The sequence below is a fragment of the Cloacibacillus sp. genome (assembly GCF_020860125.1).
Classification (GTDB): domain Bacteria; phylum Synergistota; class Synergistia; order Synergistales; family Synergistaceae; genus Cloacibacillus.
The window spans coordinates 1-23,889 of record NZ_JAJBUX010000064.1 but is presented as its reverse complement, the minus strand read 5'-3'; the positions used below and the strand labels follow the sequence as shown (position 1 = coordinate 23,889).

General features: G+C 55.9%; 24 protein-coding genes and 1 riboswitch. Of the genes, 17 read left to right on the top strand and 7 right to left on the bottom strand.

Annotated elements, in window-relative coordinates:
* Positions 1 to 89 precede the first annotated feature (89 nt).
* Positions 90 to 902 (top strand): MerR family transcriptional regulator, encoded by an 813-nt coding sequence (locus LIO98_RS08030; protein WP_291955257.1) that lies wholly within the window; start codon positions 90 to 92, stop codon positions 900 to 902.
* A gap of 5 nt (positions 903 to 907) precedes the next feature.
* Here the strand turns inward: LIO98_RS08030 and LIO98_RS08025 are convergent, their stop codons facing one another.
* The gene (locus tag LIO98_RS08025) at positions 908 to 2,062 is read right to left on the bottom strand and encodes a 4Fe-4S binding protein (protein ID WP_291955253.1); all 1,155 of its coding nucleotides are present in this window, start codon (positions 2,060 to 2,062) and stop codon (positions 908 to 910) included.
* A gap of 183 nt (positions 2,063 to 2,245) precedes the next feature.
* On the opposite strand from LIO98_RS08025, the gene LIO98_RS08020 reads away from it, so the two are divergent.
* The 12 genes from LIO98_RS08020 (at position 2,246) to LIO98_RS07965 (ending at position 12,727) form a co-directional block, all read left to right on the top strand.
* Entirely contained in the window at positions 2,246 to 3,127 is an 882-nt protein-coding gene (locus LIO98_RS08020; protein ID WP_291955251.1) for a carboxymuconolactone decarboxylase family protein, read from the top strand.
* 32 nt (positions 3,128 to 3,159) lie between these two features.
* A complete protein-coding gene (locus LIO98_RS08015; protein ID WP_291955248.1) occupies positions 3,160 to 3,534 on the top strand; it encodes a MerR family transcriptional regulator in 375 nt (124 codons plus the stop codon).
* A 198-nt stretch (positions 3,535 to 3,732) separates the two neighbouring features.
* Complete coding sequence (locus tag LIO98_RS08010; RefSeq protein ID WP_291955246.1) at positions 3,733 to 4,173, top strand: ASCH domain-containing protein; 441 nt, start codon at positions 3,733 to 3,735, stop codon at positions 4,171 to 4,173.
* Positions 4,174 to 4,274: 101 nt separating this feature from the next.
* Positions 4,275 to 5,336 carry a hypothetical protein gene (locus LIO98_RS08005; RefSeq protein WP_291955243.1) on the top strand — a complete coding sequence of 354 codons (1,062 nt, stop codon included), beginning with the start codon at positions 4,275 to 4,277 and terminating at the stop codon, positions 5,334 to 5,336.
* A 175-nt stretch (positions 5,337 to 5,511) separates the two neighbouring features.
* Positions 5,512 to 6,453, top strand: a complete 942-nt coding sequence (locus tag LIO98_RS08000; RefSeq protein WP_291955240.1) for a DUF362 domain-containing protein — start codon at positions 5,512 to 5,514, stop codon at positions 6,451 to 6,453.
* Positions 6,454 to 6,711: 258 nt separating this feature from the next.
* Entirely contained in the window at positions 6,712 to 7,332 is a 621-nt protein-coding gene (locus LIO98_RS07995) for a flavodoxin family protein (protein ID WP_291955237.1), read from the top strand.
* A 412-nt stretch (positions 7,333 to 7,744) separates the two neighbouring features.
* Entirely contained in the window at positions 7,745 to 8,767 is a 1,023-nt protein-coding gene (locus tag LIO98_RS07990; RefSeq protein WP_291955234.1) for an energy-coupling factor ABC transporter permease, read from the top strand.
* Between the two features lie 25 nt (positions 8,768 to 8,792).
* The gene (cbiQ, locus tag LIO98_RS07985) at positions 8,793 to 9,605 is read left to right on the top strand and encodes a cobalt ECF transporter T component CbiQ (RefSeq protein WP_291955232.1); all 813 of its coding nucleotides are present in this window, start codon (positions 8,793 to 8,795) and stop codon (positions 9,603 to 9,605) included.
* Positions 9,593 to 10,345, top strand: a complete 753-nt coding sequence (locus LIO98_RS07980; RefSeq protein ID WP_291955230.1) for an ABC transporter ATP-binding protein — start codon at positions 9,593 to 9,595, stop codon at positions 10,343 to 10,345. The genes cbiQ and LIO98_RS07980 overlap by 13 nt, the downstream gene beginning before the upstream one ends.
* Entirely contained in the window at positions 10,345 to 11,091 is a 747-nt protein-coding gene (gene larE, locus LIO98_RS07975) for an ATP-dependent sacrificial sulfur transferase LarE (RefSeq protein WP_291955229.1), read from the top strand. The genes LIO98_RS07980 and larE overlap by 1 nt, the downstream gene beginning before the upstream one ends.
* A gap of 3 nt (positions 11,092 to 11,094) precedes the next feature.
* Entirely contained in the window at positions 11,095 to 11,850 is a 756-nt protein-coding gene (gene larB, locus LIO98_RS07970) for a nickel pincer cofactor biosynthesis protein LarB (protein ID WP_291955226.1), read from the top strand.
* A gap of 1 nt (position 11,851) precedes the next feature.
* Positions 11,852 to 12,727, top strand: coding sequence for a LarC family nickel insertion protein (locus LIO98_RS07965; protein WP_291955223.1), 876 nt, complete (start codon positions 11,852 to 11,854; stop codon positions 12,725 to 12,727).
* A 167-nt stretch (positions 12,728 to 12,894) separates the two neighbouring features.
* On the opposite strand, the gene LIO98_RS07960 is transcribed toward LIO98_RS07965, so the two are convergent.
* The 5 genes from LIO98_RS07960 to LIO98_RS07940 all read right to left on the bottom strand — a co-directional run bounded on the left by LIO98_RS07960 (position 12,895) and on the right by LIO98_RS07940 (position 16,892).
* Positions 12,895 to 13,785, bottom strand: coding sequence for a permease (locus LIO98_RS07960; protein ID WP_291955220.1), 891 nt, complete (start codon positions 13,783 to 13,785; stop codon positions 12,895 to 12,897).
* A gap of 167 nt (positions 13,786 to 13,952) precedes the next feature.
* Entirely contained in the window at positions 13,953 to 14,372 is a 420-nt protein-coding gene (locus LIO98_RS07955; protein WP_291955217.1) for a MerR family transcriptional regulator, read from the bottom strand.
* 197 nt (positions 14,373 to 14,569) lie between these two features.
* Positions 14,570 to 14,758 carry a helix-turn-helix domain-containing protein gene (locus LIO98_RS07950; protein ID WP_291955215.1) on the bottom strand — a complete coding sequence of 63 codons (189 nt, stop codon included), beginning with the start codon at positions 14,756 to 14,758 and terminating at the stop codon, positions 14,570 to 14,572.
* Between the two features lie 205 nt (positions 14,759 to 14,963).
* Positions 14,964 to 15,845, bottom strand: a complete 882-nt coding sequence (locus LIO98_RS07945; protein WP_291955211.1) for a LysR family transcriptional regulator — start codon at positions 15,843 to 15,845, stop codon at positions 14,964 to 14,966.
* Positions 15,846 to 16,682: 837 nt separating this feature from the next.
* Complete coding sequence (locus tag LIO98_RS07940; RefSeq protein WP_291955208.1) at positions 16,683 to 16,892, bottom strand: hypothetical protein; 210 nt, start codon at positions 16,890 to 16,892, stop codon at positions 16,683 to 16,685.
* A 589-nt stretch (positions 16,893 to 17,481) separates the two neighbouring features.
* Here LIO98_RS07940 and LIO98_RS07935 point away from each other — a divergent pair.
* Positions 17,482 to 18,096: a LysE family transporter gene (locus tag LIO98_RS07935; RefSeq protein ID WP_291955205.1), complete on the top strand. Its 615-nt coding sequence runs from the start codon at positions 17,482 to 17,484 to the stop codon at positions 18,094 to 18,096.
* Here LIO98_RS07935 and crcB read toward each other — a convergent pair.
* Complete coding sequence (gene crcB / locus LIO98_RS07930; RefSeq protein WP_291955202.1) at positions 18,093 to 18,464, bottom strand: fluoride efflux transporter CrcB; 372 nt, start codon at positions 18,462 to 18,464, stop codon at positions 18,093 to 18,095. The two genes, LIO98_RS07935 and crcB, sit on opposite strands and share 4 nt — an antisense overlap.
* Positions 18,465 to 18,518: 54 nt before the next feature.
* A riboswitch (Fluoride riboswitch) is annotated at positions 18,519 to 18,580 on the bottom strand.
* A gap of 337 nt (positions 18,581 to 18,917) precedes the next feature.
* On the opposite strand from crcB, the gene LIO98_RS07925 reads away from it, so the two are divergent.
* From LIO98_RS07925 to LIO98_RS07915, 3 genes are all read left to right on the top strand, one after another.
* A complete protein-coding gene (locus LIO98_RS07925) occupies positions 18,918 to 21,059 on the top strand; it encodes a bifunctional diguanylate cyclase/phosphodiesterase (RefSeq protein ID WP_291955198.1) in 2,142 nt (713 codons plus the stop codon).
* Positions 21,060 to 21,470: 411 nt separating this feature from the next.
* On the top strand, positions 21,471 to 22,112 hold the full coding sequence (locus LIO98_RS07920; protein WP_291955195.1) for a PAS domain-containing protein: 642 nt from the start codon (positions 21,471 to 21,473) through the stop codon (positions 22,110 to 22,112).
* 30 nt (positions 22,113 to 22,142) lie between these two features.
* Positions 22,143 to 23,852: a response regulator gene (locus LIO98_RS07915; protein ID WP_291955193.1), complete on the top strand. Its 1,710-nt coding sequence runs from the start codon at positions 22,143 to 22,145 to the stop codon at positions 23,850 to 23,852.
* The last annotated feature ends 37 nt before the right edge of the window (positions 23,853 to 23,889 follow it).

Here is a 23,889-nt window from a genome sequence, read left to right as displayed (position 1 = left end):
ACGCTTCCCTTCGCGTATACTATAAACTCTGGCATAATACTAAGGTCAAGGGAAAAATTTTCACGGTGTATGTGAGGTGGAGCGCAGCGATGAGAAATTACTACAAGATCAACGAAATATCCAAGCTTTACGGCATTGGCGCCGATTCCCTCCGGTACTACGAGCGGCTTGGCATCCTGCGCCCGCGCCGGGAGGCCAACGGCTACCGTCTTTACAGCCTGAAAGAGATGTACAAGCTGAACATAATCCGCGACCTGCGGCGGCTTGATTTTTCCATGTCCCAGATAAAGGAGTACCTGGCCGATCAGAGCGTCGGCAACACACTGGAGCTGCTGCACAGAGAGCGGCGGCTGCTCGGCGAACGGCTGCGGGATCTGCGGACGCGGGAGGGGCTCATCAGGGAGAGGATCGCCGTCCTTGACAACGCGCGGAAGATCAAGACCGGAGTATTTACGGTCAAGAGCCTGCCGGAGAGGTTTTGCGTGCAGCTCAGCGAACATATCACGCGCGATGAGGAGATGGATTTCGCCGTTAAAAAACTTCACCGGCAGCACGAAGAGAAGATTCGGGACTTCGGAAACCAGGTGATCGGCGCCTTTCCCTCGATGGAGAACCTGCGGCGCGGTATCTCCAACGTCTACGACGCCGTCTTTTTTATCCTGGATAGCGGGACGCCCGGCTATGACTTTATCCTGCCGGCGGGCGAATACCTCTCATACTTCTACGGCGGCGGTTACGAACAGAACGCGGCGCGGATGGCGGAGGTGCTGGCCTACGCCGAAAACAACGGCCTGCGTCTGCTCGGCGAGCCGTTTGAGATGTACGAGATAGACAACCGCGACACGATGAGGGAAGAGGAATTCCTCACAGAGATACAGGTGCTGGTGGAGCTGCGGCGTTGACGGGGTTAGACGAAGGCGCGGACGATGACCCACAGCGGGGTGGCGGCGAACGAGGCGGCGAGAGACAGTTTGATCACCCTCGGGGCCGCCGCCGCGCCGGCGCAGTCTCCCTGCGCGAACCTTATCAGCGTGCCGGTGGGGCAGAGGAAACGGCAGTACGGTCTTGGTGTGACGAGCGAGAGCGCGAGGAAGGCCGCCGCCAGCGCGAGCACCGGCGGGGCGGCGTGCCGGAAGAGGAAGGCGGAGAAAAGTTCGTAGTCCATCAGCTCGAAACCCACGCCAAGCCACATCAGCATCATCATCGCCAGCCACACCGCCTCGCGGAGATATTCGAGCCATTTTACCGCGGGGGCGGGAATATTTATCCCCGGAACGGGAAGCCTGTTCAGAAGCTCCTGTAACGAACCTAACGGGCACATCCACGAACAATAGTGTCCCTTTTTCCCCAAAAAGGGCATTATGAATGCGGCGAATAGGAGCGGAAGCGTCAACGCGGCGTGCTGTGTTTTCACTCCGTTGGTGGCGATGTTGGTCAGCAGCGAGAGTGAAAGAAAGGTTCCGCTCCAGAAGCCTAGGACGGCGGTATTGGCCAGCAGCTGGAAGAGACGGTATTTGGGTGATTTGATAAAAAACGGCAGAAACAGCCCGCAGAGAGCCGTCGCGAGCGCCGCCAGCGAGCGTACAGTCGTAAATTCTCTTTTGTTGGACACCGACGCCGTTCCCCGTGCGTATTCCATGCCTCGGCGAAAATTCTCTATCACGGCGCGGGAGGAGATGGTCGCGCCGCTTACCGCCGCGACCTCTTTTTTCAGCGCCTCATCGGCAGTCAGCCCGTTCCAAGCGGGGAGGATGTCTCTTGCCACCTGCGCGAAAAAGGGCGGCGTCTCATAATTATCCAGCGCCTCGACGCGTACGACGCGTCCCTCCCTCATGTATATATGCAGCGGAACATTGCCGCCGAAGCCCAGGACATCCTTTGCCAGCTCCTCGGTGGAAATTAGACGCGAGCCGTCCGTTGCCGTCCACTCCGTCCGTGTCTCTCCTTCATTGCTCCCGCCTGGGGTCATTCCCAGCAAACGTCCGTCCCTGTTGAGCGCGATCGCCGCTGTCAGCAGCAGCGCGGCCGTGAAAAAAGCGGCGTGGCGAATGTTTATCTTCATGGCATATTCCCTCCCAACCTTTACATTTGACGAGATTATAAATGCTGGAGTTTACTCCAACGCAAGCGGTCATAGCCGGTGAAATTTCTTAAAATTTTCGCTTGACTTGGAGTTGGCTCCAGCAATTAAGCTTTGTGCGCTACAAAGAAAAAAGAGAACGGGAAATAAGAAAGGATGATAGTAATGCTGCAGTTGAAATATTTTATGATATCGATGACGGTAATTGTCTTTACTCTAGTGGTGACGCTGGTGCTGGAAAAGGCCTGCTTTGCGGCGGAGGAGATCGTTCCCGAGTGGGCGCTGAAGGCGCAGCTGCGTGAACGGCGCGACCCCGGACGGGCGAAATTTGCGGAGCTTTTCAAAGGAAATGACGGGGCGTACTACGGCGGCGAGGAGCTGGCCGGCATCATGGAGTGCTTCTTATACGGAGACGTCTTCCGCCGTGGGCTGCTGACCGATAAACAGCGCGAGCTCATAACGCTCGCCGTGCTCACGACGAACCAGAACCGCGAGGATATCAGGGCGCATGTGAAGGCGGCGCTCAACATCGGCGTCACGCCTGAAGAGATAAAAGAGGCGGTCTATCAGTGCGCGCCCTACATAGGTTTTACCAAGGCGCTTGAGGGGGCATACGCGATGAACGAGGCCTTCCGCGAGAAAAATGTCAAACTGCCGCTTGTCAGCCGGGCGACGGTGACGGAAAAGGACCGCTACGCCAAGGGTTTTGCAACGCAGAAATCGATCTTCCCCGCGGGGCTCGACGGCATGTACCAGTCCTCGCCGGCAAACAGAAAGCACATAGCCGAGTACCTCGCCTCCTTCTGCTTCGGAGATTTCTATACGCGCGGCGTGCTCGACGTGAAGATGCGCGAGATACTGACCCTCTGCATCCTTTCGGCGTTGGGCGGCTGTGAGAGCCAGGTCAAGAGCCACGTGCAGGCCAATCTTAACGTTGGCAACGGTGAGGATCTAATGATCGAGGCGATCACCCAGTGTCTGCCGTTCATTGGTTTCCCGCGCACGCTCAACGCTCTGGCCTGCGTCGCGGAGGTCGTAAAAAAATAGAACTTTGCGCCGCGTAATAATCTTTTGCGGAGGTGAAAAAAATATACATTACCGAAGTAAGTAAGAAGACAGGGCTCTCCGTCGAGACCCTCTGCTACTACGAAAGGGTCGGGCTGATACCGAAGGTCGCGCGCACGGGCGCGGGCCTGCGCAGCTACGGAGATACGGACCTCTGTTGGATAGAGTTTATAAAATGTATGCGGGATGTGGGCGTTCCCATAGATATCCTTGTAAAATATGTCGCCCTCTATCAGCAGGGAGAGCCGACCAGGCAGGAAAGGGCGCGGCTGCTGGCCGAACAGATGCGGCTACTTGACGAGAGGATCGCCGAACTGCAGCGAACGCGCGAAAAGCTACGTGAGAAAATATCGTCACGTTACAGCGATGTTGCCGTCGGGCAAGAATGACCTTCGCCGTAAAATATGGTGTTTACAAAAAGACCCCTTCAAAGGGTCTTTATCTTTATGCGCTCCTGTTATATCCCGAGGTATCCTGCCCAAGTCAGCGGTGGATTATGATATGATATCAATATATTATAAGAACCCGCAGTAAAAATAGCCGCTTGGAACACTTTAGTCAGGAGCGGAAAATATGGAGGCGGCATGATGAAGACGATGAGAGCTATGTCTGTGAAACAGCCGTGGGCGACATGGATCGCCACAGGCCAGAAAACGGTAGAAATGCGTTCGTGGAAGACGGACTATCGCGGTCCGATCCTCATCTGCGCCTCATCGCAGCGGGATATGGATTTTGAAAAACTAGATCAAGAACAATTCCCGCTCGGCTGTACTGTTTGTGTCGTGAACCTGACCGATGTTTCGCCGATGACCGCCACGATGGCCGATGCCGCTATGCCCTTTGAAGATAACAGCGGCCTAAAAGACGAAGATTTTTGCGGTTACGGTTGGACTCTCGCGGAGCCCAAGGTGGCAGTCCCGCCATTTCCGGTAAAAGGCAAACTGCATTTCTATGATGTCGAGATACCAGAAGGGACGGAGTTTATCCCCTCAGAAGATTATTTTATCTTTGACGACGACGATAAATGACAATATTTTTAGCGTGGCAATAGCTTATAGTGAATGCCGGAGGTTACGCGGTTTTATCGGTTCTCCGGAGCTCTGTAACAGGAAGGGATGAGGAAAATTTCATGCTGAAATACCTTAATTTTTGCATTGGCAGCTTTGGCCATTATACGACTATAAATCTTCACGTAAAAAATGAGCGTATATTTTACAGTGTAAAATTTATGGCACCATGCAAGCCAAATATATTAGACGCTTCACTCCCGAGGAAGACCAGTCTGGCGTGGCTCTCCCGCCTTGGAAGAGTACGTCTGGATGATTGGCGTTCAGAGTATAGGCCGAAAGATTTATTGATTGAGGGTATTCAGTGGAAGCTCGAATATGCCGATACGGAGGGATGTCGTAAACGTATATTCGGAAGCGGCTTCTATCCGCCTAATTGGGATGAGTTTATAGAAATCATGGATATCCTTGCCCCTGACGCTGAGCTCATCGCCTCTGATCGTCTGGATGGCCTTAAAATACGTTATCATCGGCCATCTTTTGCCGGTTCCGGCGTCTGTTCCCCATCCGTACTGCCCAATTTGATTGGGGATTATAACGAGTATTTATCAGTCGACAGGAAATCCCAGCAGCTCATCTACAGGATAAACATTGGCACAAACTGCGTTGTGAAACATGAATATTATGTGCGCGGCGGTATCACGAACCTCTTGGACTGGTGCGGGGAATTTTTCTCCGGTTTTAGCGGCGACGATACATGTGAATCTAATGAAGGTAAGCCTAGATTGTCCATTGAACTTGCGCATCATCGTGGTGAAAACGAGATTTTTATATATGATAACAGCCTCGGTGACTTTACAAAAAGATGGCGGAAGCTGATAGACAAACTCGTGTGGTTTCTGTCATTTTATGGGCAATTTACCCTCTTGCTGGATACGGAAATTTTTAAATACAAGGTTGGTGCCGCCGAATATATATACTGCGGCGTAGAATTTACTCCCGGCGGAAAACGTTACCACTACCGTACTGAAGACCCTTCGCTGAAGCTGGGTGACCGTGTTCTGGTTCCAGTGGGAGAGAATGGCGGCGAAAGCGTTGCCGTTATCAAAGGAATCGAATATTTTACCACCGACCGTCTTCCCTACCCGCTTGATAAGACAAAATCAATCATTCGCAAGATTTGAGCGGCTCCTATATACGAAATAGCCTTCGTCGCGCAAAGCTTTTTTCAGCATTTGACTTAGAGTCGGCTCTAAGGTTTATATTTTCCCCGGTACGATCCGCGAATGAATTTGGCGGAGGACTTTTTTAAGACGGAGGCGGCATCTGTGAAATATGCCGTAAGGGGGAAATTAAAAATTGAGAAAATTTTTTAGCGGCGTCACGGCGGCGGTACTGGCGCTTGTAGTTTTTGTCTGCGCGATGGCGGAGGCTGCTCCGCCGAAGGTCTATATGACGAAGGATATCAGCGCCGTGGGCCTGACGGCCGTCTATAACGCTCTGGAGAGCCGGGCCGAGGGCAAAAACGTGGCGGTCAAGATCAGTACGGGCGAGCGCGGCGGACACAACTTTCTCGATCCCAACCTCATCAAGGGGCTTGTGCAGTCGGTGAAGGGTACGATCGTCGAATGCAACACCGCCTATAACGGCGCGCGCGCCGATGCGACCTTGCACATGGAGGTGGCGTGCGAGCACGGCTTCACCGCCATCGCGAAGGTGGACATCCAGGACGCCGACGGTTCGATCGGCCTGCCGGTGAAAAACGGCAAGTATTTCAAGGAAAACCTCGTCGGCTCGCACTTCAAAAATTATGACTATTATGTGGTCATATCACATTTCAAAGGTCACGCGATGGCCGGGTTCGGCGGCGCGGTCAAAAACATCTCCATCGGCATCGCTTCGGCGAAGGGCAAGGCGCGTATCCACAGCGGCGGCCGGAGCGACACCAGCCCCTGGGGCGGCGATCAGACCGCCTTTCTCGAATCGATGGCGGAGGCCGGCAAGTCGGTCGTTGACAGTCTCGGCGGCAGGATCCTCTATATCAACGTGATGAACAGGCTCTCCGTGGACTGCGACTGCGACAGCAGCCCGGCGGAGCCAGACATGCACGACATCGGGATACTGGCCTCGCTTGACCCGGTGGCGCTTGACAAGGCCTGCGTCGATCTCGTCTACGCCGCGCCGGACGGCAAATCGCTCATTGAGCGCATGGAATCGCGCAGCGGCGCGCACACTTTAGAGCACGGCGAGAAGATCGGCCTCGGCAGCCAAAGGTACGAACTCGTCAAGATAGATAAATAGCGGAAGAGGGAGACAGGGATATAAACCGTTTCCCGTCATGGAGTGACAAAAAAGGGAGAGAGATGCGGCACGGCGTTCCGACATCTCTCTCTTTTTAGTACCCTATTAATGGTTTGCGGTTTTTTCGTATCTTTTGCGCAGACAGGCCGCCCTTCGTGCGGTAAGATAAAGCGGAATTGCAGCATCGATCGGTAATATAACATAGAGTAGGCGGCTCTTTCACGGACCGCCTGCTCCTTCATATTAGGAGGAAGAATCATGAAAGTTTTAATGATCAACGGCAGCCCCAACGAACACGGCTGCACCTATACGGCGCTTTGCGAGGTCGGAGGCGTCCTTGCGAAGCACGGCATCGAGACGGAGATGTTTTATCTCGGCAAGAAACCCGTCGCGGGCTGCATCGCCTGCATGAAGTGCCAGACGGCGGGAAAGTGCGTCTTTGACGATGAGGTGAACAAGATGTCGGCGCGTCTCGACGAATTCGCGGCGCTCGTCGTCGGTTCTCCAGTCTATTACGCAGCGCCCGCGGGGCAGCTCTGCGCCTTCCTGGACCGCCTCTTTTTCAGCAGCGGCGGACGGATGGCGGGCAAGCTCGCCGCCTCGGTGGTCTCCTGCCGGCGCGGCGGGGCTTCGGCGGCCTTTGACCGGCTGAATAAGTATTTTACGATCAGCAATATGAATGTCGTCGGCTCGCAGTATTGGAACCAGGTGCATGGCTTCACCCCAGAGGATGTGCGGCGGGACGGGGAAGGTCTGCAGACGATGCGCGCGCTCGGAGAAAATATGGCCTGGCTTCTCAAGTCGATCGAGGCGGGACGCAAAGCGGGCGTCGCCGCGCCTGTTTACGAGGAGCGAATCGCGACGAATTTCATCCGTTAAGGGCATAAGGACGGATAATAAAGAGGGGCGGCCGCAGCTGGGTCGTCCCTTTGTCTTGCTGCATCGAAAAAATTTTTGAAAATATCTGCAAAATACTTGACCTAGAGCCAGCTCTAAGTGATATGCTATACCATGTGGAAACGCGGGACGGATATTTGAAAAATTTCCGCCGCGCGATATACGGGCAGCAAAACCTCCCGCGCCTCACGAAGAGGCCGTACAAGCCGCAGAAGCGGTTTCCAGGAGCCGCCGGCTGCGTTGCCGGCGGAGCGCGCGCCGCAGGGCGCGGCCTTTCTGTTACACGTTGTATCCAGTGAATTGATTTTGAATGATTGCCACGAAGGCGGTCTCTCTCCAAGGATGGGATTGCCTTTCGAGGCGTAATTTTTTACAGATATCGGAGGAATGTATCATGCACATGTCAGACGCTTTGTTATCGCCGTCCGTCGCCTTCGCGATGTGCGCGGCGAGCGGTGCGGCGATCGCCTGGTCGGTCGCCAAGATCAAAAAAGAGGAGCTCTCGGAAAAAAAGCTCCCAATAATGGCCGTCGCCGGAGCCTTCGTCTTCGCGGCGCAGATGATAAACTTCACGATTCCCGCCACCGGCTCCAGCGGCCATATCGGCGGGGGGATACTGCTCGCGGCGCTGCTCGGAGGCGCTCCGGCGCTGCTTTCGATCTCCGCGGTGCTTGTCATCCAGTGTCTCTTTTTTGCCGACGGCGGACTGCTCGCGCTCGGCAGCAATATCTTTAATATGGGGGTCATTCCCTGCCTTTTCGTCTATCCGCTGCTTTTCAAACCGCTGATGAAGCGGGGGGTATCCTCCGGGCGGCTCATGTTCGCCTCGGTGGTATCGGTCGTCGCCGCCCTGCAGCTCGGCGCCTTCGCGGTTGTCGTGGAGACGCTCTCCTCCGGCATCACGGCGCTGCCCTTCTCTTCCTTTGTGCTTCTGATGCAGCCGATACACCTCGCCATCGGCCTTGTGGAGGGGCTGGTCACCGGCGCGGTGCTCTCCTTTGTCTGGAAGATGCGTCCTGAGATACTTGAAAGCGCGGAGAGCGGCGCGGACATCCCCGCCGGAGTCTCAATGAAGAGGGTGCTCGCGGCGCTCGCGGCGCTGACGCTCGTCACCGGCGCGATACTCTCCGGCTTCGCCTCGTCATATCCCGATGGGCTCGAATGGTCGGTGATGGGAGTGACCGGTTCCGACGAGCTAGAGGCCTCCGGCCCCGCCTTTGAGAGCGCGGCGGGGATACAGGAAAAGACCGCCTTTATGCCGGATTACGATTACGCCGCGCCGTCAGAGACGGCGCCGATCTCCGGCACCGCGGCGGCGGGCATCATTGGCTCGCTGATGACCTTCGCGGCGGCGGCGCTTATCGGCACGGTGATCTCTAAATCTAAGAAACACAAGGACGCGGCGGCGAAGGCGTAGCCTGTAACCGCACTAAGGGAGGCGGATGACGGATCTGCGCGGCAGCGTCTATGAGATATACTCGCTTGAGCAGCTTGCCGGCGGCGGCTCCGTCATCCACACCCTCGATCCGCGGGCGAAGATCCTGGGGACCCTATTCTATATCGCCGCCGTCGTCTCCTTCGGACGGGGCGAACTCTCGGGCCTCGCACCCTTCGTACTCTATCCCGCCGTGGCCCTTGCGCTCGCCGGTATCCCCGGCGGCATGATCTTTAAGAGAAGTCTTGTGGCGCTGCCATTTTGCCTCTTCGCGGGGCTCTCTTCGGCTTTTTTTGACCGCGCGGCGCTCTTTACCGTCGGCGGTCTCCACGTTACGGCTGGTTGGATGGCCCTCTTTACGATCGTATTCCGCACGCTGCTCTGCGTCTCCGTCGTGCTGATCCTTGTCGCCGTCACCCCCTTCCGCGAACTGATGGAGGGGCTGCGCCGCCTGCGGCTGCCCGCAGTTTTTATCTCTCTCTTTGAGATGACCTACCGCTATCTGGGAACGCTGGCCGGCGAGGCGCTGTCGATGTACACCGCCTATTCGCTGCGCGGCGGCGGCAAAAAAGGGGTGGCGATGAGGGACATGGGCAGCTTCGCGGGGCAGCTGCTGCTGCGCAGCTTCGACCGCGCCGAACGCGTCTATCAGGCGATGAAGTGCCGCGGCTACCAAAGCGCGCCGCCCTCCGCCATACGGAAGCGCCGCCTCGCGCCGGGCGACCTTGTCTTTATCCTCCTTCTCTGCGGCTCGTCGCTGCTGTTCCGTCTTGTAAATATTCCTCAGCTCATCGGGAGGCTCTTTGAATGCTTGATATAGAAAATCTATCGGTCACCTATCCTGACGGCACGATGGCCGTGGATAGGGTCGGTTTTAGTCTGGCGCGCGGGGAAAGCGCGGCGCTCATCGGCGCGAACGGCGCGGGGAAGACCTCGCTCATCATGGCGCTGGTCGGCGTCCTGCCCTCGACGGGCGTCGTCCGGGCCTGCGGTACGACGCTGACAAAAAACAGCCTCGCGGAGATACGCTCAAAGGTCGGCGTCCTCTTCCAGAATCCCGACGACCAGCTCTTTATGGCCTCGATCTATGACGATATCGCCTTCGGCCCGCGCAATATGGGGCTCTCCGAGGAGGAGGTGGCGCGGCGTGTGGAGGAAAGCCTCGCCCTGCTGCATATCGAACATCTGCGCGGCAAGACGGCGCTCAAGGTCTCCGGCGGCGAAAAGCGCATGGCGGCGCTCGCGACGGTGCTCGCGATGGAGCCCGCGGTGATGCTCTTTGACGAGCCGACAGCCTTCCTTGACCCGCGGGCGCGGCGCAACCTGATAAACGTGCTTAAGGCCCTGCCTCACACCAAACTTATCGCCACCCACGACCTGACCTTCGCCGAAGAGGTCTGCGAACGCTCGATACTGCTCAAAGGCGGCAGGCTCTTCGCCGACGGCCCCTCGCGCGAACTCTTCTACAACGTACAGCTCATGGACGAGTGCGGCGTCGAAGCCATCTCCGTTGGCCTGCAGGTTTGCCCGCCTGAGGACGGCAAAAGGAGTGTTTCATAATGGAACTCAGCGATTTCTTTCACGAAAACCCGCGCGCCGCGCTGGCCTTCTCCGGTGGCACAGACTCCGCCTATCTTCTTTACGCGGCGCTGCAATGCGGCGCGGAGGTGCGCCCCTACTATGTCAAGACGCCCTTTCAGCCGCGTTTTGAACTCGACGACGCGCTGCGCCTTACGAAAGAGCTGGGCACGGAGCTGACCGTCATCGAATATGACATCCTTGACGACGGGCTGATCGCCGCCAATCCCGCCGACCGCTGCTACCATTGCAAGAAGAAGCTTTTCGGCCTGCTGCTGCGCGAGCGGGCGGCGAACGACGGCTTCTCCCTCATCGTCGACGGTACAAACGCCTCCGACGACGCGGGTGACCGTCCGGGAATGCGCGCTCTCGGCGAGCTCTGCGTCCGTTCGCCGCTGCGCGAGTGCGGCCTTACGAAGGCGGATATACGCGTGCGCTCGAAGGAGGCGGGGCTCTTCACCTGGGACAAACCGGCTTACGCCTACCTCGCGACGCGCGTTCCTACGGGACGGCGAATCGACCGGGAGCTGCTTCAGCGTGTGGAGGGAGCGGAGAGCGAGCTGTTCTCTCTCGGCTTCACGGACTTCCGCGTGCGCCTCTTCCACGAGGCGGCGCGCATTCAGCTCCCCGCCGCTCAGATGGCGGCGGCGCTGGAGAGGCGTGGGGATATCCTCGCAAAGCTGAAAAAATATTTTGATATCATCCTTCTTGATATGGAGGCGAGATAAAAAATGGAGAAAAAAGAGCTAAGGGAATTGCTTGAAAGGCTCTCCTCCGGCGCGGCGAGCGTCGACGAGGTGATGATGAAACTCAAGGGCGGCCCCTTCCGCGATCTTGGCTTCGCGAAGCTCGACAGCCACCATGCGCTGCGTCAGGGCGTGGCGGAGGTCATCTATGGCGCGGGAAAGACGCCGCGGCAGATCGCCGACATCGCCGCCGCGATGCTTGAAGATGGGCAGCGTACCGTGCTCATCACGCGGATGAGCGCCGAGGCCGCCGCCGCCGTCGAAAAAGCGGTGCCTCTCGCCTATCACGAAATGGGGCGCGTCGGCATCGCGGGCGTGATGCCAGAGCCGGACGGACGCGGCAAAATAGTGATCGCCACCGGCGGCACCAGCGACATGCCCGTCGCCGAAGAGGCGGCGCTCACGGCGGAGGCGCTCGGGAACGAGGTTACGCGCCTTTACGACGTCGGCGTCGCGGGGCTGCACCGCCTGCTCTCTCACACCGACGACGTGATGACGGCCTCCGCCATCGTCGCGATCGCGGGCATGGAGGGGGCGCTCGCCTCCGTCATCGGCGGCCTTGCCGACTGCCCCGTCATCGCCGTGCCGACGAGCATTGGCTACGGGGCCTCCTTCGGAGGCCTCTCGGCGCTGCTCTCGATGCTCAACTCCTGCGCCAGCGGCGTCAGCGTCGTCAATATCGACAACGGTTTCGGAGCGGCCTACCTTGCGAGCATGATAAACCACATAGGAGTGAAATAGAATGAAGACCTTATACCTTGACTGCGGCATGGGAGCCGCGGGCGACATGCTGACGGCGGCGCTGCTGGAGCTCCATCCCGACCCCGCCGCCTTCCTTGAGAGGATGAACGGGCTCGCGCTTCCGGGCGTGGCGGTAACCGCCGCCCCCTGCGTCAAATGCGGCATCACGGGAACGCGCGTCTCCGTCACCGTAAACGGCGAAGAGGAGGAGAGCGTGGAGGCCGGTACGCCTCATGGCCATGAACACCGCCATTGCCACGAAGAGGCGCATGGGCACGAACATACCCACAGCCATCCCCACCCGCACGAACACGGGCACGAACATGGGCACGGAGATGCACATCACAGTCACGAGGGCCACAGCCACGCCGGGATGCGCGAGATAGAGCACATCCTCTCGCACCTCGATCTGCCGGAAAAGGTACGCGCCGACGCGCTCGCCGTCTACGCGCTGATCGCGGAGGCGGAGGCGAAGGTGCACGGCAGGCCGGTCTCCGAGGTCCATTTCCATGAGGTGGGGGCGATGGACGCCGTCGCCGATATCACCGGCGTCTGCCTGCTGCTGCATGAACTCGCGCCGGAGCGGATAATCGCCTCTCCCGTCCACGTCGGAAGCGGACACGTCCACTGCGCGCACGGCGTGCTTCCTGTCCCCGCGCCCGCGGCGGCGGAGATACTGCGCGGCGTTCCCATCTACGGCGGCGCGGTGCGCGGCGAACTCTGCACCCCCACGGGGGCGGCGCTGCTCAAATATTTTGCCGACGACTTCGCGCCGCTGCCGGTGATAAAAGTCTCGAAAATCGGCTACGGCATGGGCAAAAAAGACTTCGCCTGGGCGAACTGTGTGCGGGCGATGATCGGGGATACGGAAATATAATAAAAGCTTTCCGCGTCGTGCCGCCTGGACGATATTGGACGGCCCGCGCGCCGTCATATTGTGCCGCGCCTCTCTTTCTGCGGAGGCGGAGCGGCGGTTTAATAAAAGGAGAGACCGGCGGGGCTGTACGCTTCCGCCGGTCTCTCTTTACGAGGTGGGTTCCCAATCTATATCAAAAAGTCAGTGACAAGGCCGGTGAGGGCCGCGAATACCATTATAAAAAGCAGATACAGGAGGAAATTTTTCATGCCGAGCACGATCTTGAGCGCGCCGAGGTTCGTCACCTTTGTCGCGGGGCCGGTTATCATAAATGCCGCCGCCGCGCCGAGCCCCATGCCGCTCTGCATCCATTCCGCCAGCAGCGGAATGGTGCCGCCGCCGCAGGCGTAGAGCGGGACGCCCGCTGTTGCCGCCACGATTACGCCAAGGCCGCTGTCGCCGCCGAAGAGCCACGCGACCGCTGTCGGAGGGACGAGGCGCATAAACAGCGCCGCGAGAAAAATACCCGCGAGGAAATAGGGGCCGGTGGCCTTGATATTCCGCAGGATGTTTTTCAAGAGGCGTATCGCTATATTGGGATCGGTGTCATGGTTCTCCGATTCCTGGAGACCGGAGAAGCTGAAGAATTTCCCGCCATGGAAGAGATACCTCACGCAGAGCCCCGCCGCCGCGCCGCAGAGGAAGGCGGAGAGCGTCCTGACGGCGAGCGCCCCCCTGCCGAGCACCGCACTGTAGATAATCAGCTGTGGGTTGAGCAGAATAGAGCTCATCATGAAGGCCGCGAGCCAGTCGTCCTTCAGCCCCTTCTCCGATAGCGAGGCGGCGATCGGTATGGTCCCGTACATACATAGCGGAGAGATGATGCCAAGGATGCTCGCCGGTATCACGCCGAAAGCTCCGAAACGCGCACCCTGCATCGCGCCGAGCAGCCCATGTATCCTCTCTTTCGCGAATACCGATATCACCGAACCTACAAGAATGCCGAGCGCCCAGAAAGGGGCGATTTCCTTAAAGAGCGTTATAAAGTAATAACTGAGATAGATAATTTCCTGCTTCATGGCCCTCTCCGTCCCCCCTACTCACGCCGGGTTTTATCCTGCGGCCATGTTACCCCTTAGAGTCCTATCTAAGTCAAACGGTAACTTTTCACGCGGCGGGATGGCGGAACGGTATGTTTGCCGCTTTTTCAGAGCAGCTTTGGCTGATAGGGTCTGCCGCGGCCTTCTCAGACGGCGCAGTTTTCCTCCGCGCCCCCCGACAGGCGCCAGCGTTTGACGGCGCTCTCCGTCTCCGGCAGCAGCCGGCTGTCGTAATTTTTAAGCTGGTAATCGGCCTGCTTAAGGCAGCTATAAAGGTGATCGATCTTCCGCATCAGGCTCCGGCGAGTTTCAAGGAGGATGACCTTGCGCTCCTGCCTGGTGCCGCTGCCGAGCATCGCCAGCTTCACGTAATTTAGGATCGCCTCGAGCGGCATGCCGATCTCCTTAAACTGCTGGATGAAATTTATCCATTCGATCATCTCTCCGCTGTAGGCGCGCAGCCCGCTCTCCGTTCTCGGCACCGGCGGTATAAGCCCTATGCGCTCGTAATACCTTAGGGTGTCCGCCGAAAGCCCCGTTCTCTCCGCCGCTTCGCTGATTGTCATTTTTCTCCTCTCCTTTTGCCGTTTCGCGCGCGTTATCTTTGTGCGCCCTCTTTTTTGATTTGTCTTATCAGGTAATCCAGGGAATCCAGTGACTGTTGTCTAGCGTGGATATCCTCCAACAGGCGGCAGCGCTGCCGTCTTAAGATCATGACGCGTTCACCGATGTTTCCATACTCGTTGAGGAGCACCGGATTCCGTTACAGCGTAACCGCTTCGATCCCCGCGTTAAGCAGGGAGTGGATCATGCCGAGACGCCGCAGCGCGCTCTCGCTGTAATGGGGGCGGCCCTTCTCGTCCGTCCCGCACTCCAGCAGCCCGGTCCGCTCGTAGGTTTGAAGCGTTTCCCTGTCTATATGAAAAGAGCGGCAAACTTCGTCTATAGTCATCTCGGTCCTTCCTTGAAGATAAAAAATAGTGTAAACGCCGCGGTTCGGAAAATGTTTTTTCCTCCCCGACTGTGTTTACACTATAATTTTTTATCACCGATATGTCTAATGCTTATGTTTTATGAATGTGTCATGCCTGAAAGGCATCTAATGGTGCGGCGGTAATATATGGCCCCGGCGTCGGTCACAAGTCAATAACGACAGGTCAAACCAACGTTTTTTTGATGTGTTCGATGAATTTGTCCGCCGCGGGGCAGAATGGCTGTCCGCGTTTCCAAGCCAGCACGGAGGTCGCGGACAGTTCGGGAAAGAGCAGGCGGCAGACGAGCCTCTCACGGTCAAGATAAGGACGTCCGCCCTCGATGATTATGGCGCGGCCGATGCCATTTTCCACCATAACCGAGGCGTTGGTGCTCATGCTGCTCGTCATGACGATATTTCTCCGGTCAAGCGAGGGGCCGAACCAGTTGAGAAGTTCGTTCTGTACATTTCCCCTCATAGGAATGATGAGGGGGGCGTCCATAAGTTCTTCACGGCGCACATATTCCTGCGGCGCAAGAGGATCGTCGGCCTGCAGGAGTACCGCCCACCGTTCTTTTACCTTCAGACGGACGAACTCATACTTTTCGATATCTATCGGTTCAAGCAGCAGCCCGATGTCCGTGAGCCCCTTGTCCATGCGCTCCTTTGTGAGGTCGGCGCTGGCGGTGAGTATCTCGTAGCGCATCAGCGGGAATCTGTCCCCCGTTGATTTTATCAGCTCCGCCAGAATCTGCGCCGACGCCAGTTCTCCCGCGCCGATGGTCACGGTGCCGTCAACTAGCTCGTCCTGTTCGAGGAGCTCCCTCTCAGTCTTGTCGATGAGATCGACGATCTCCTCCGCGCGGCGGCGCAGCAGCAGCCCCTCGTTTGTCAGCACGATCTTGCGTGTGCCGCGATTAAAGAGCCTGACACCGACCTCCTCTTCGAACTGGGCCAGCTGACGGGAGAGCGTCGGCTGCGTGATGTGCAGCACCTCCGCCGCCTTCGTGATACTTTCCTCCCTGACTACGGTCAGGAAATAGCGTAAAACTCTGACCTCCATCATCCGCCCCCTCCAACTCTTTGGTGGTCTTCACCTGCTTTCAGCTTCCCATATATTATAACAAAGAGAGGTAACGGTTCATTGGCTCCGCGGTAACGAAAAGCGGGGACGGACGCCGTACGCGCGCGTACTTTAGAGAGCGCGGCGGTCTCAGCCCCCGCGTATAGAAAGAGCGTGCGGTCGCTGGTATCCATGCCCTTCGGCTACGCCTCACTATTTTCTTCGTGTACGCGCGGGACGTTCCTATCTCTGTGCCACGCAGATCAGAAAAGAGGGCGCCGCAAAGATAAGCGGGACCATGATGAAAAATGCCGTTAAGAGCGAAACAGCCGTGTTGAATCTCATCATTTTATTTGCCTCTCCTTTTCACATCGTCATGTTGCCTCTTCCGCGTCCTTTCGCCGCTTGTCTTTTCTGCGGCGGCCAGTTACGATGGATATTGGCGCTTTTGTATAAGTATATTTGTGTTAAATACGGCTGATGTTTATTGATTATAAGCCGCTTCAATATTGATCATCGATCTCCGGAGAATTTCAGTCATAGCGCAGACGGCCGTCGCCGGCGAAATTACCGCGAAGCGGTTCATTGAATGAGGTCTCCGTTTGCATTGCCGTCCCTGATATGAGCATAGCCGTTTGAGTCCGCTCTAAGTCAACAGGCGGCGCGTCAAATAGTTCCTTAAGAAAATTTATAAAAATAACTTGACTTACAGTTGACTCTAATATGTAGTATCTTTTCACGGCGATGAAAAGAGCCGTGCGGCAGAAAATTCAGATGGGAAAAACGGCCTGCGGCAAAATAGGCGCTCAAAGAGAGGGGGTGGTGGCGGAGTAGAAATATCTAAACATGAGCGGTCAGATGATGACGCACAAATTCCTCCCAGGGAACCGTCTTGGCGAAATGCTTCCGCTTCGGGCCGCCGTTTTTCCAAAGAGAACGGGTAACTAACATGAGATAACCTTCTGACTGCGCGAAGGGAAGCATTTCCAAGAGACGGTATATCATCGGGAAGCGGCGAAGGCTGAAAAGAGGGTGTAAAAATGGGATCATAGCGGTCATTTCCGTGTGTTCCCGCGAAAGGGGCAAATAGGTCCCGCCCGACGCGTCCTTTATGAAAAGCGCGCGGAGGCGGGCCATAGAGAGGGAATACGCTTCCCTAAGATAAATCGGCGTTTATACGCACGATTTGCGTCATAACTTCGGGCTCTGGCATCCTCGCCGTATGAAGATACGGCTCCGGTTCCAGAGCCCAAAGTTATTTAGCAACTCGCACGTCTAAACGCCGATTTCCTTCGGGTAGACGAAGAGATAAACTGCGATTTATCGTCATGCCTACCGAGGCGAAGCTGCTGTTTGTTCTTGTCTTGTCGCACCGGCCTCCGAGCCGGTGCCTAGTGTCGTTGCCCTAGTTTTCCTTACCTCATAAGACAAAAACAAACCCCTACGGCACTGGATTCCGGGTCAGGCCCGGAATGACTGAATAAAACAAAGCCGCAATTTATCATATCTTTCCATGATTGACGCGTTTGCTCCGGTGTACCGCCCCGCCGTCTTGCTGGCGCGTCTCCTTTCATGTACAATTTTAGGCCGTCTGTTCGGAGCGTGACACTCTGTGATTTTCCATGAGAGGTGACGATATTTGGAATATTTTCTTCAGGGGCTGACGATGGGGCTTGCCTATGTCGCGCCGATCGGCCTGCAGAATCTTTTTGTGATAAATACCGCGCTGACGCGGGAAAAGAGCCGCGTATTCCTCACGGCCTTCATCGTGATCTTCTTCGACGTGACGCTGGCGTTCGCCTGTTTCTACGGCATCGGCGCGGTGATGGAGCGCTCGCGGCTGCTTGAAAAGCTGGTGCTGCTTGCCGGCAGCCTCATCGTCATGTATATCGGTCTTGGGCTCATGAGGGCGAAGGATTCGCTGAAAAAGACCGACGTCGATATGCCGCTGTGGCGCGTAGCCAGCACCGCCTGTGTCGTGACCTGGTTTAATCCACAGGCGCTCATCGACGGCACGATGATGCTGGGGGCCTTTAAAGCCTCCCTTTCGCCGGCGGGGGCCAACTCCTTTATATTCGGTGTCGCCGCCGCCTCTGCGCTCTGGTTTTTTAGCCTCTCCGCCGCGCTCTCGCTCTTCAGCGCCAGGTTCACCGACAGGAGTCTGCGGATGATAAACCTGATATGCGGCGCGGTGGTCTTCTTCTACGGCGCGAAGCTCCTCTGGAATTTTATCGGCCTCGCCCTTGGCCTTTAGAGACAGAGTTCCGTAAGCGCGCGTCCCGCGGCGACGGAGAGGAGGCAGCATAGGACGCTGAGTATGCTGTAGAGCGCGGCATGAGTTACCTTTCCCTGAGATATGAGGCTAAAGGTCTCTAGCGAGAAGGTAGAAAAGGTGGTAAAACCGCCGCAGAAACCCGTCTGCAGCATCAATATCGCCGAGTGCCGCGAGAGTCCGTACCTCTCCGAGATGATACTCAGAATGCCGATCAGAAACGAACCGAAGATATTTATCGCCGGAGTCGCCGCCGGAATGACGCCCCCGGTCTCTATCGCCGTTCCGAGAAAATAGCGCAGCGATGCGCCGATAAAGCCGCCCAACCCGACAAAAATGATGCCCTCCATAAAGATTCTCCCTTCGTGCCCCCGCATATATAGGCAAAATAATAGACTCCTGCCGCCCGGACAGGAGTCATCATCGCAACAGCGAATTTCGGGCGAACTCCATCGCCCTTTTATTTTCGCCCCCAATTATACACCGCGGTCTAGCACGAGACTATTCGGAAATCTGTTCGCTTAGCGCAATACATAAAATGAGAATTCCCGCGCTTCTTGAATAAAAAAGTAACCGGCGGCGCACAGCGTTTTTTATTAAGGTACTTGTGTAGAACCTGCTTTCATGCTATCTTTTGCAAAATATTGATTTGGATGTACTTAGGCTCTGGCGACATGGAGATGAAATGTTCCCGAGTCTTTTTGCTATATATTTGACTTGAGAAGAGGAGACTCTGCCGATATGACTCCTGGTTATCTTTTTTACGTTGCTGTCGGGCTGATATGAACGCTGTAAATTTTAATATGCTCGCTCTGCTTGACGAGCTCTCTGAATTGGTTTACATCTCTGATGTAGACACATACGAGATGATTTTCATCAATGAGTCGGCAAAATCGCTTTTCAGCATCAACACCGACGTCTGTGGGCGCAAGTGCTATGAGGTGCTGCAGGGGCGGAGCTCTCCCTGCAGCTTCTGTACAAACGCCAAGCTTTCTCATGATAAATTTTATACATGGGAAATATATAATCGGAAGGTTTCACGCCATTACCTTCTGAAAGACAAGCTGATCTCCTGGAATGGCCGCGAGGCGCGTCTGGAGATCGCCTTTGACATAACGGAAAAGGAAAACCAGAAGGATACGCTGAAGAACGCGCTCGATGCCGAAGTTGCAGTGCTGAACTGCGTTAAGGTTCTCACTGAGGCGGAAAGCTACAGCGAGGCCGTCAGCAAGGTGCTTGAAAATGTCGGCCTCTTTCTGGCGGCGGAGAGGACCTATATCTTTGAGATCAGGGATAAGCTCATTGACAATACTTATGAGTGGTGTGCTCCCGGCGTCTCCCCCCAGATAGATAATCTCCAGGGGCTGCCGGTCGGCCTGATATCATTCTGGAGAGAGAGTTTCGACGCCGGCCAGTGTTTCGTAATAACGGACATTGAAGAGCTGCGCGAGGCCCGCCGTGACGAATATGAGATACTTCGCGCGCAGAAGATCAGAAGTCTTATCGCGGCGCCGCTGGTGGTAGACGGACGTCTTATCGGTTACCTCGGCGTGGACAATCCTCCGGCGGCGCGTATCCTGCATCTGTCGCCGCTGCTCATCACCCTCGCCAACTTTATCACCGGTACTATGCAGCGCAGCCTCTATCAGCGGCGTCTTGAAGAGCTCAGTTATAACGACATGCTTACGGGGCTCCATAACAGGAACGCTTTTATCCGCGATGTGGAAAGCCTCTCCAAAAATGGTTTTGAATCGCTGGGAATAATCTATGTCGACGTCAACGGCCTTAAAAAATACAACGACGAGTATGGACACGCGGCGGGAGACCTGGCGCTTGTTAAGACGGCGAAAACTGTGGAATCCGTCTTTCATGAAAAGGGAAACAGCACATACCGCATAGGCGGAGACGAGTTTGTCGTACTCTCGCCAAATTCGAGCGAAGAATATTTTAACGCTCTGGTAGCCAAACTAAAAGCGAAGATCTGCCGGGATGAGGATGGCATGCAGAGCTTTTCGATGGGATGGTGCTGGGCTTCCGGAGGCTGCGACATACAGGATCTGCTCACCGAGGCCGACGAGCAGATGTATCTCGACAAAAAACAGTTTTATCGCAGCAAAGCGGCCTCAAAGCGCTACCGTGTCTGTAACGACGAAGTCCTCGGCCTCGGAGATCCCGAGGCTCTGCGGCGCCAGCTTGACGACGACCGTTTCCTCGTATACTTCCAGCCGAAAGTATCGGTAGCGGACCATAAGCCGATAGGAGCGGAGGCGCTGACGCGCTATCTCTCCTCGGAGGGAGCATTGATAGCGCCGGATCAATTTATCTCTATGCTGGAGAACAACAGGCTGATATGGATGCTGGATTTCTGGGTCTTTGGTTTCGTATGCCGTAAGATCCGCCAGTGGCTGGATCTGGGTAAAAAGGTGCTGCCGATTTCCGTCAACTTCTCCCGCGCGACGATATCGGAGGCCGATTTTGTCGAGCGGCTTGAGGAGGCATGGCGGCAGTGGAATGTGCCGAAGGAACTTCTCGAGATAGAGGTCACCGAAACTGTTGAGGTAGATGATGAAAAGAATTTTCTCGAGATAGTAAAGAGGGTGAAAGAGGCCGGTTTCCAGATATCGATAGACGATTTCGGGGCGCGTTATGCGAACCTTTCGCTCTTTGCCTCATCATGTTTCGACGTGCTGAAGATCGACCGCGGCCTGGTGCGGGACCTGCCTGACAACCCGACGGCCTTTGCCGTGCTGAAGGCCATCGCTGATATCTGTAAGAAGATGAACATCCGCGTTATCGCCGAGGGCGTCGAGAACGACCGGCAGCTTAAGGCGCTGATGGAGATCGGCTGCGACGGGCTGCAGGGATTCCACTTCAGCCGCCCGATACCGCTTGAGGAATATCAGGCTAAGTACCTCAACGCGCAGGATGGGCACGGCATGGCTTAGAATCTCATCCGCCTGTATTGTGAACTGAACGGGCCAAGCCATATCTGCGCGGTCAGCATCCACAACGTCGGTGAAAAGACCTATGACGGGTGGTACTGAACAATCCCAGGCCTTAGCATGCCGACCGACAGGGATGCCGCAGGGGATATATTTGGTTAAGATTAAAAAAGCCGTCTTCTGTTTCTTTCCGGCGCTCCATACGGCGGGGAGCGCCGGAAGGCGGCGCTGAAATATACGAGGAAAATAGTGGCGCTGGCGGCCTGAAAATGAGTAGCTTTATTCATAGCCGCGTAATATATTTTTTGGGGGAATAGATTGAAAAATTGGTATAATTAGACTATTGTGAATAATAAGGACGCATGCTTCCGCTGTCCGCGGGCGGATAGAAAATAGTGGGAGGAAGCGATACGAATGGAGCAAAACTTTCAAAACGAAAATGTCGAAACACTGATGCTGGCTGGTATGCTGCAGGCGGGTGTCTTGAAGTATATGCTTGATGAGTCTTTCACCCTTGTATTGGCAAACGATTTTTTTTACAACCTAACCGGATATACGAAGCAGGAACATACGGCGCTATATCAAAATTTTGCGGACGACTGGCCGGAATGGGTCAAGCTTCGCTCGGCCGTGACGGCGGCTATTGGCGAGCATAAATCGGGCTACACGCACGTACTCCGTATGCGTAAGAAAGACGGCGAGTATATCTGGGTCAAACATTCTGGTATCTTTACCGATGAAAGCATCGACGGATATCCAGTGGTATACACGACGGTCACGGATGTCAGCGATATTGTACAAACGCGGTTGGAGCGGTCTGCCGACTATGATGATATTCCCGGACTTGTCGCGAAGTACCGTGTCTTGAAGGATATGAATCTCGTGATCCTGGAGGCGAACGAACGTTTTATGCAGTTCTTCAGGTATGACATCATGGAGAGCGGGAATACCCTGTACCGGAAAAACCTGGAAAAGAATCTGCCGGTTTTAGCCTCTCACCGTGATGAATTTTTGGCTGGTAAACCGGTCTCTCTCGTGGCCCGGATGTATGGATAGCACGGGGAGGAGGTATGGCTCCAGGTCAGTATGGTCTGTGTTGGCCGGCAGGAGGACGATCTGATTTATCTGTCTATTTTTATTGATATTACCAACGAGACGGAGCTGCGCGAAATGCAGACGAAGCTGGAGGAGCAGGCGGAAGAGTTAAAAAACGCATTGTATTTGGCGGAAATGGCAAACAGAGCAAAATCAGATTTTCTTTCTAATATGTCTCATGATATCCGCACGCCGATGAATGCGATCATCGGGATGGCCAACATCGCCCGGTCCCATCTGGGTGACGATGGGAAGGTGGATGACTGCCTAAAGAAGGTGCTTCTTTCAAGCCAGCATCTTCTGGGACTTATCAACGACGTGCTGGATATGAGCCGAATCGAGAGCGGAAAGATGACGATCAATCAGGAGCCGCTGTCTCTGCCGGAGCTTTTGGAAAATGTGGTCGCGATTATGCAGCCGAATATGAAAGCGGCGGATCAGCGCTTTTCGGTCTGCCTTAAAAACGTTCGCCACGAACGGTTTTGTTCCGATGCCCTGCGGATGCGGCAGATTTTTATCAATATTTTGTCTAATGCATCCAAGTTCACGCATGCTGGCGGCAGTATTGTGTTGGAGGTTGAGGAACTTGACTGTATAGAGCCGGATACGGCTGTTCTGCGTTTCGCTTTTTCCGACAGCGGGATCGGAATGAAGGAAGAATTCCTGGAACATTTGTTTGACGCGTTTTCGAGAGAGCGGGACAGCTGTGTAGATAAGACGGAGGGAAGCGGCCTCGGAATGGCTATCACAAAAAAGCTTGTAGAGTTGTTCGGAGGAACCATCGAAGTCCACAGCCGGCTTGGAGAGGGGACCATATTTCGCGTAACGCTGCCGCTTCTGATCGAAGAGGAGCCGGAAACCGTCGATCTTCCTGATTTGAGAGTCCTGGTCGTGGACGATGACGATATGGTAGTGGAATACTTGGAGGAGACCTTTCGGGGACACGGTGTCCGCGTAGAGGGTGCGTCGTCGGGAGAGGCGGCCGTCGCGATGCTTGAGAGCGCCCGCGCGGAAGAAATAGGTTACGACGCGGTGCTTTTGGATTGGAAGATGCCGGGGATGGACGGACCGCATACCGCACGCGAGCTCCGCGCCAGATTTGGCCAAGAAACGCCGATACTGATCATGTCCGCCTATGATTGGGGCGATATCGAGGAAGAGGCCAAGGCGTCCGGTGTGAACGGCTTCATCTCAAAGCCGCTCTTCCGCTCTACGGTCTCCCTGGCGCTTAAAAAATATGTTCTGAAAGAAAGTACGCCTCCCTCTCAGCACGACCAAAGCGATAGTGTCGAGTTTGCCGGCAGGCGGTTTTTGCTGGTGGAGGATAACGAGCTGAACCGCGAGATTGCGGTGGAGCTTCTGGAGGCGGCGGGAGCCGAGATGGAATGCGCGGTGAACGGCGCCGACGGCGCTGCCAAGTTTGAGCAGTCGCCGGAGCATTACTACGATCTTATCCTGATGGACGTGCAGATGCCCGTGATGAATGGATACGAAGCGACGGAGAAGATTCGCGGCATGGCAAGAGACGATGCAAAAACCGTCACGATCTTGGCAATGACTGCGGATGCCTTTGCTGAGGATGTGGCTAAGGCCAAAATGGTCGGAATGAACGGACATCTGGCCAAGCCGCTTGATATATCAACGCTGAGGCGAAAAATAGGTAAAGCGCTGCGCCAGAAAGAGGTTTGGCAGAACAGATAGGGTGCCGCGGAAGAAAAATAAGGCCGTGGCCCAAGCG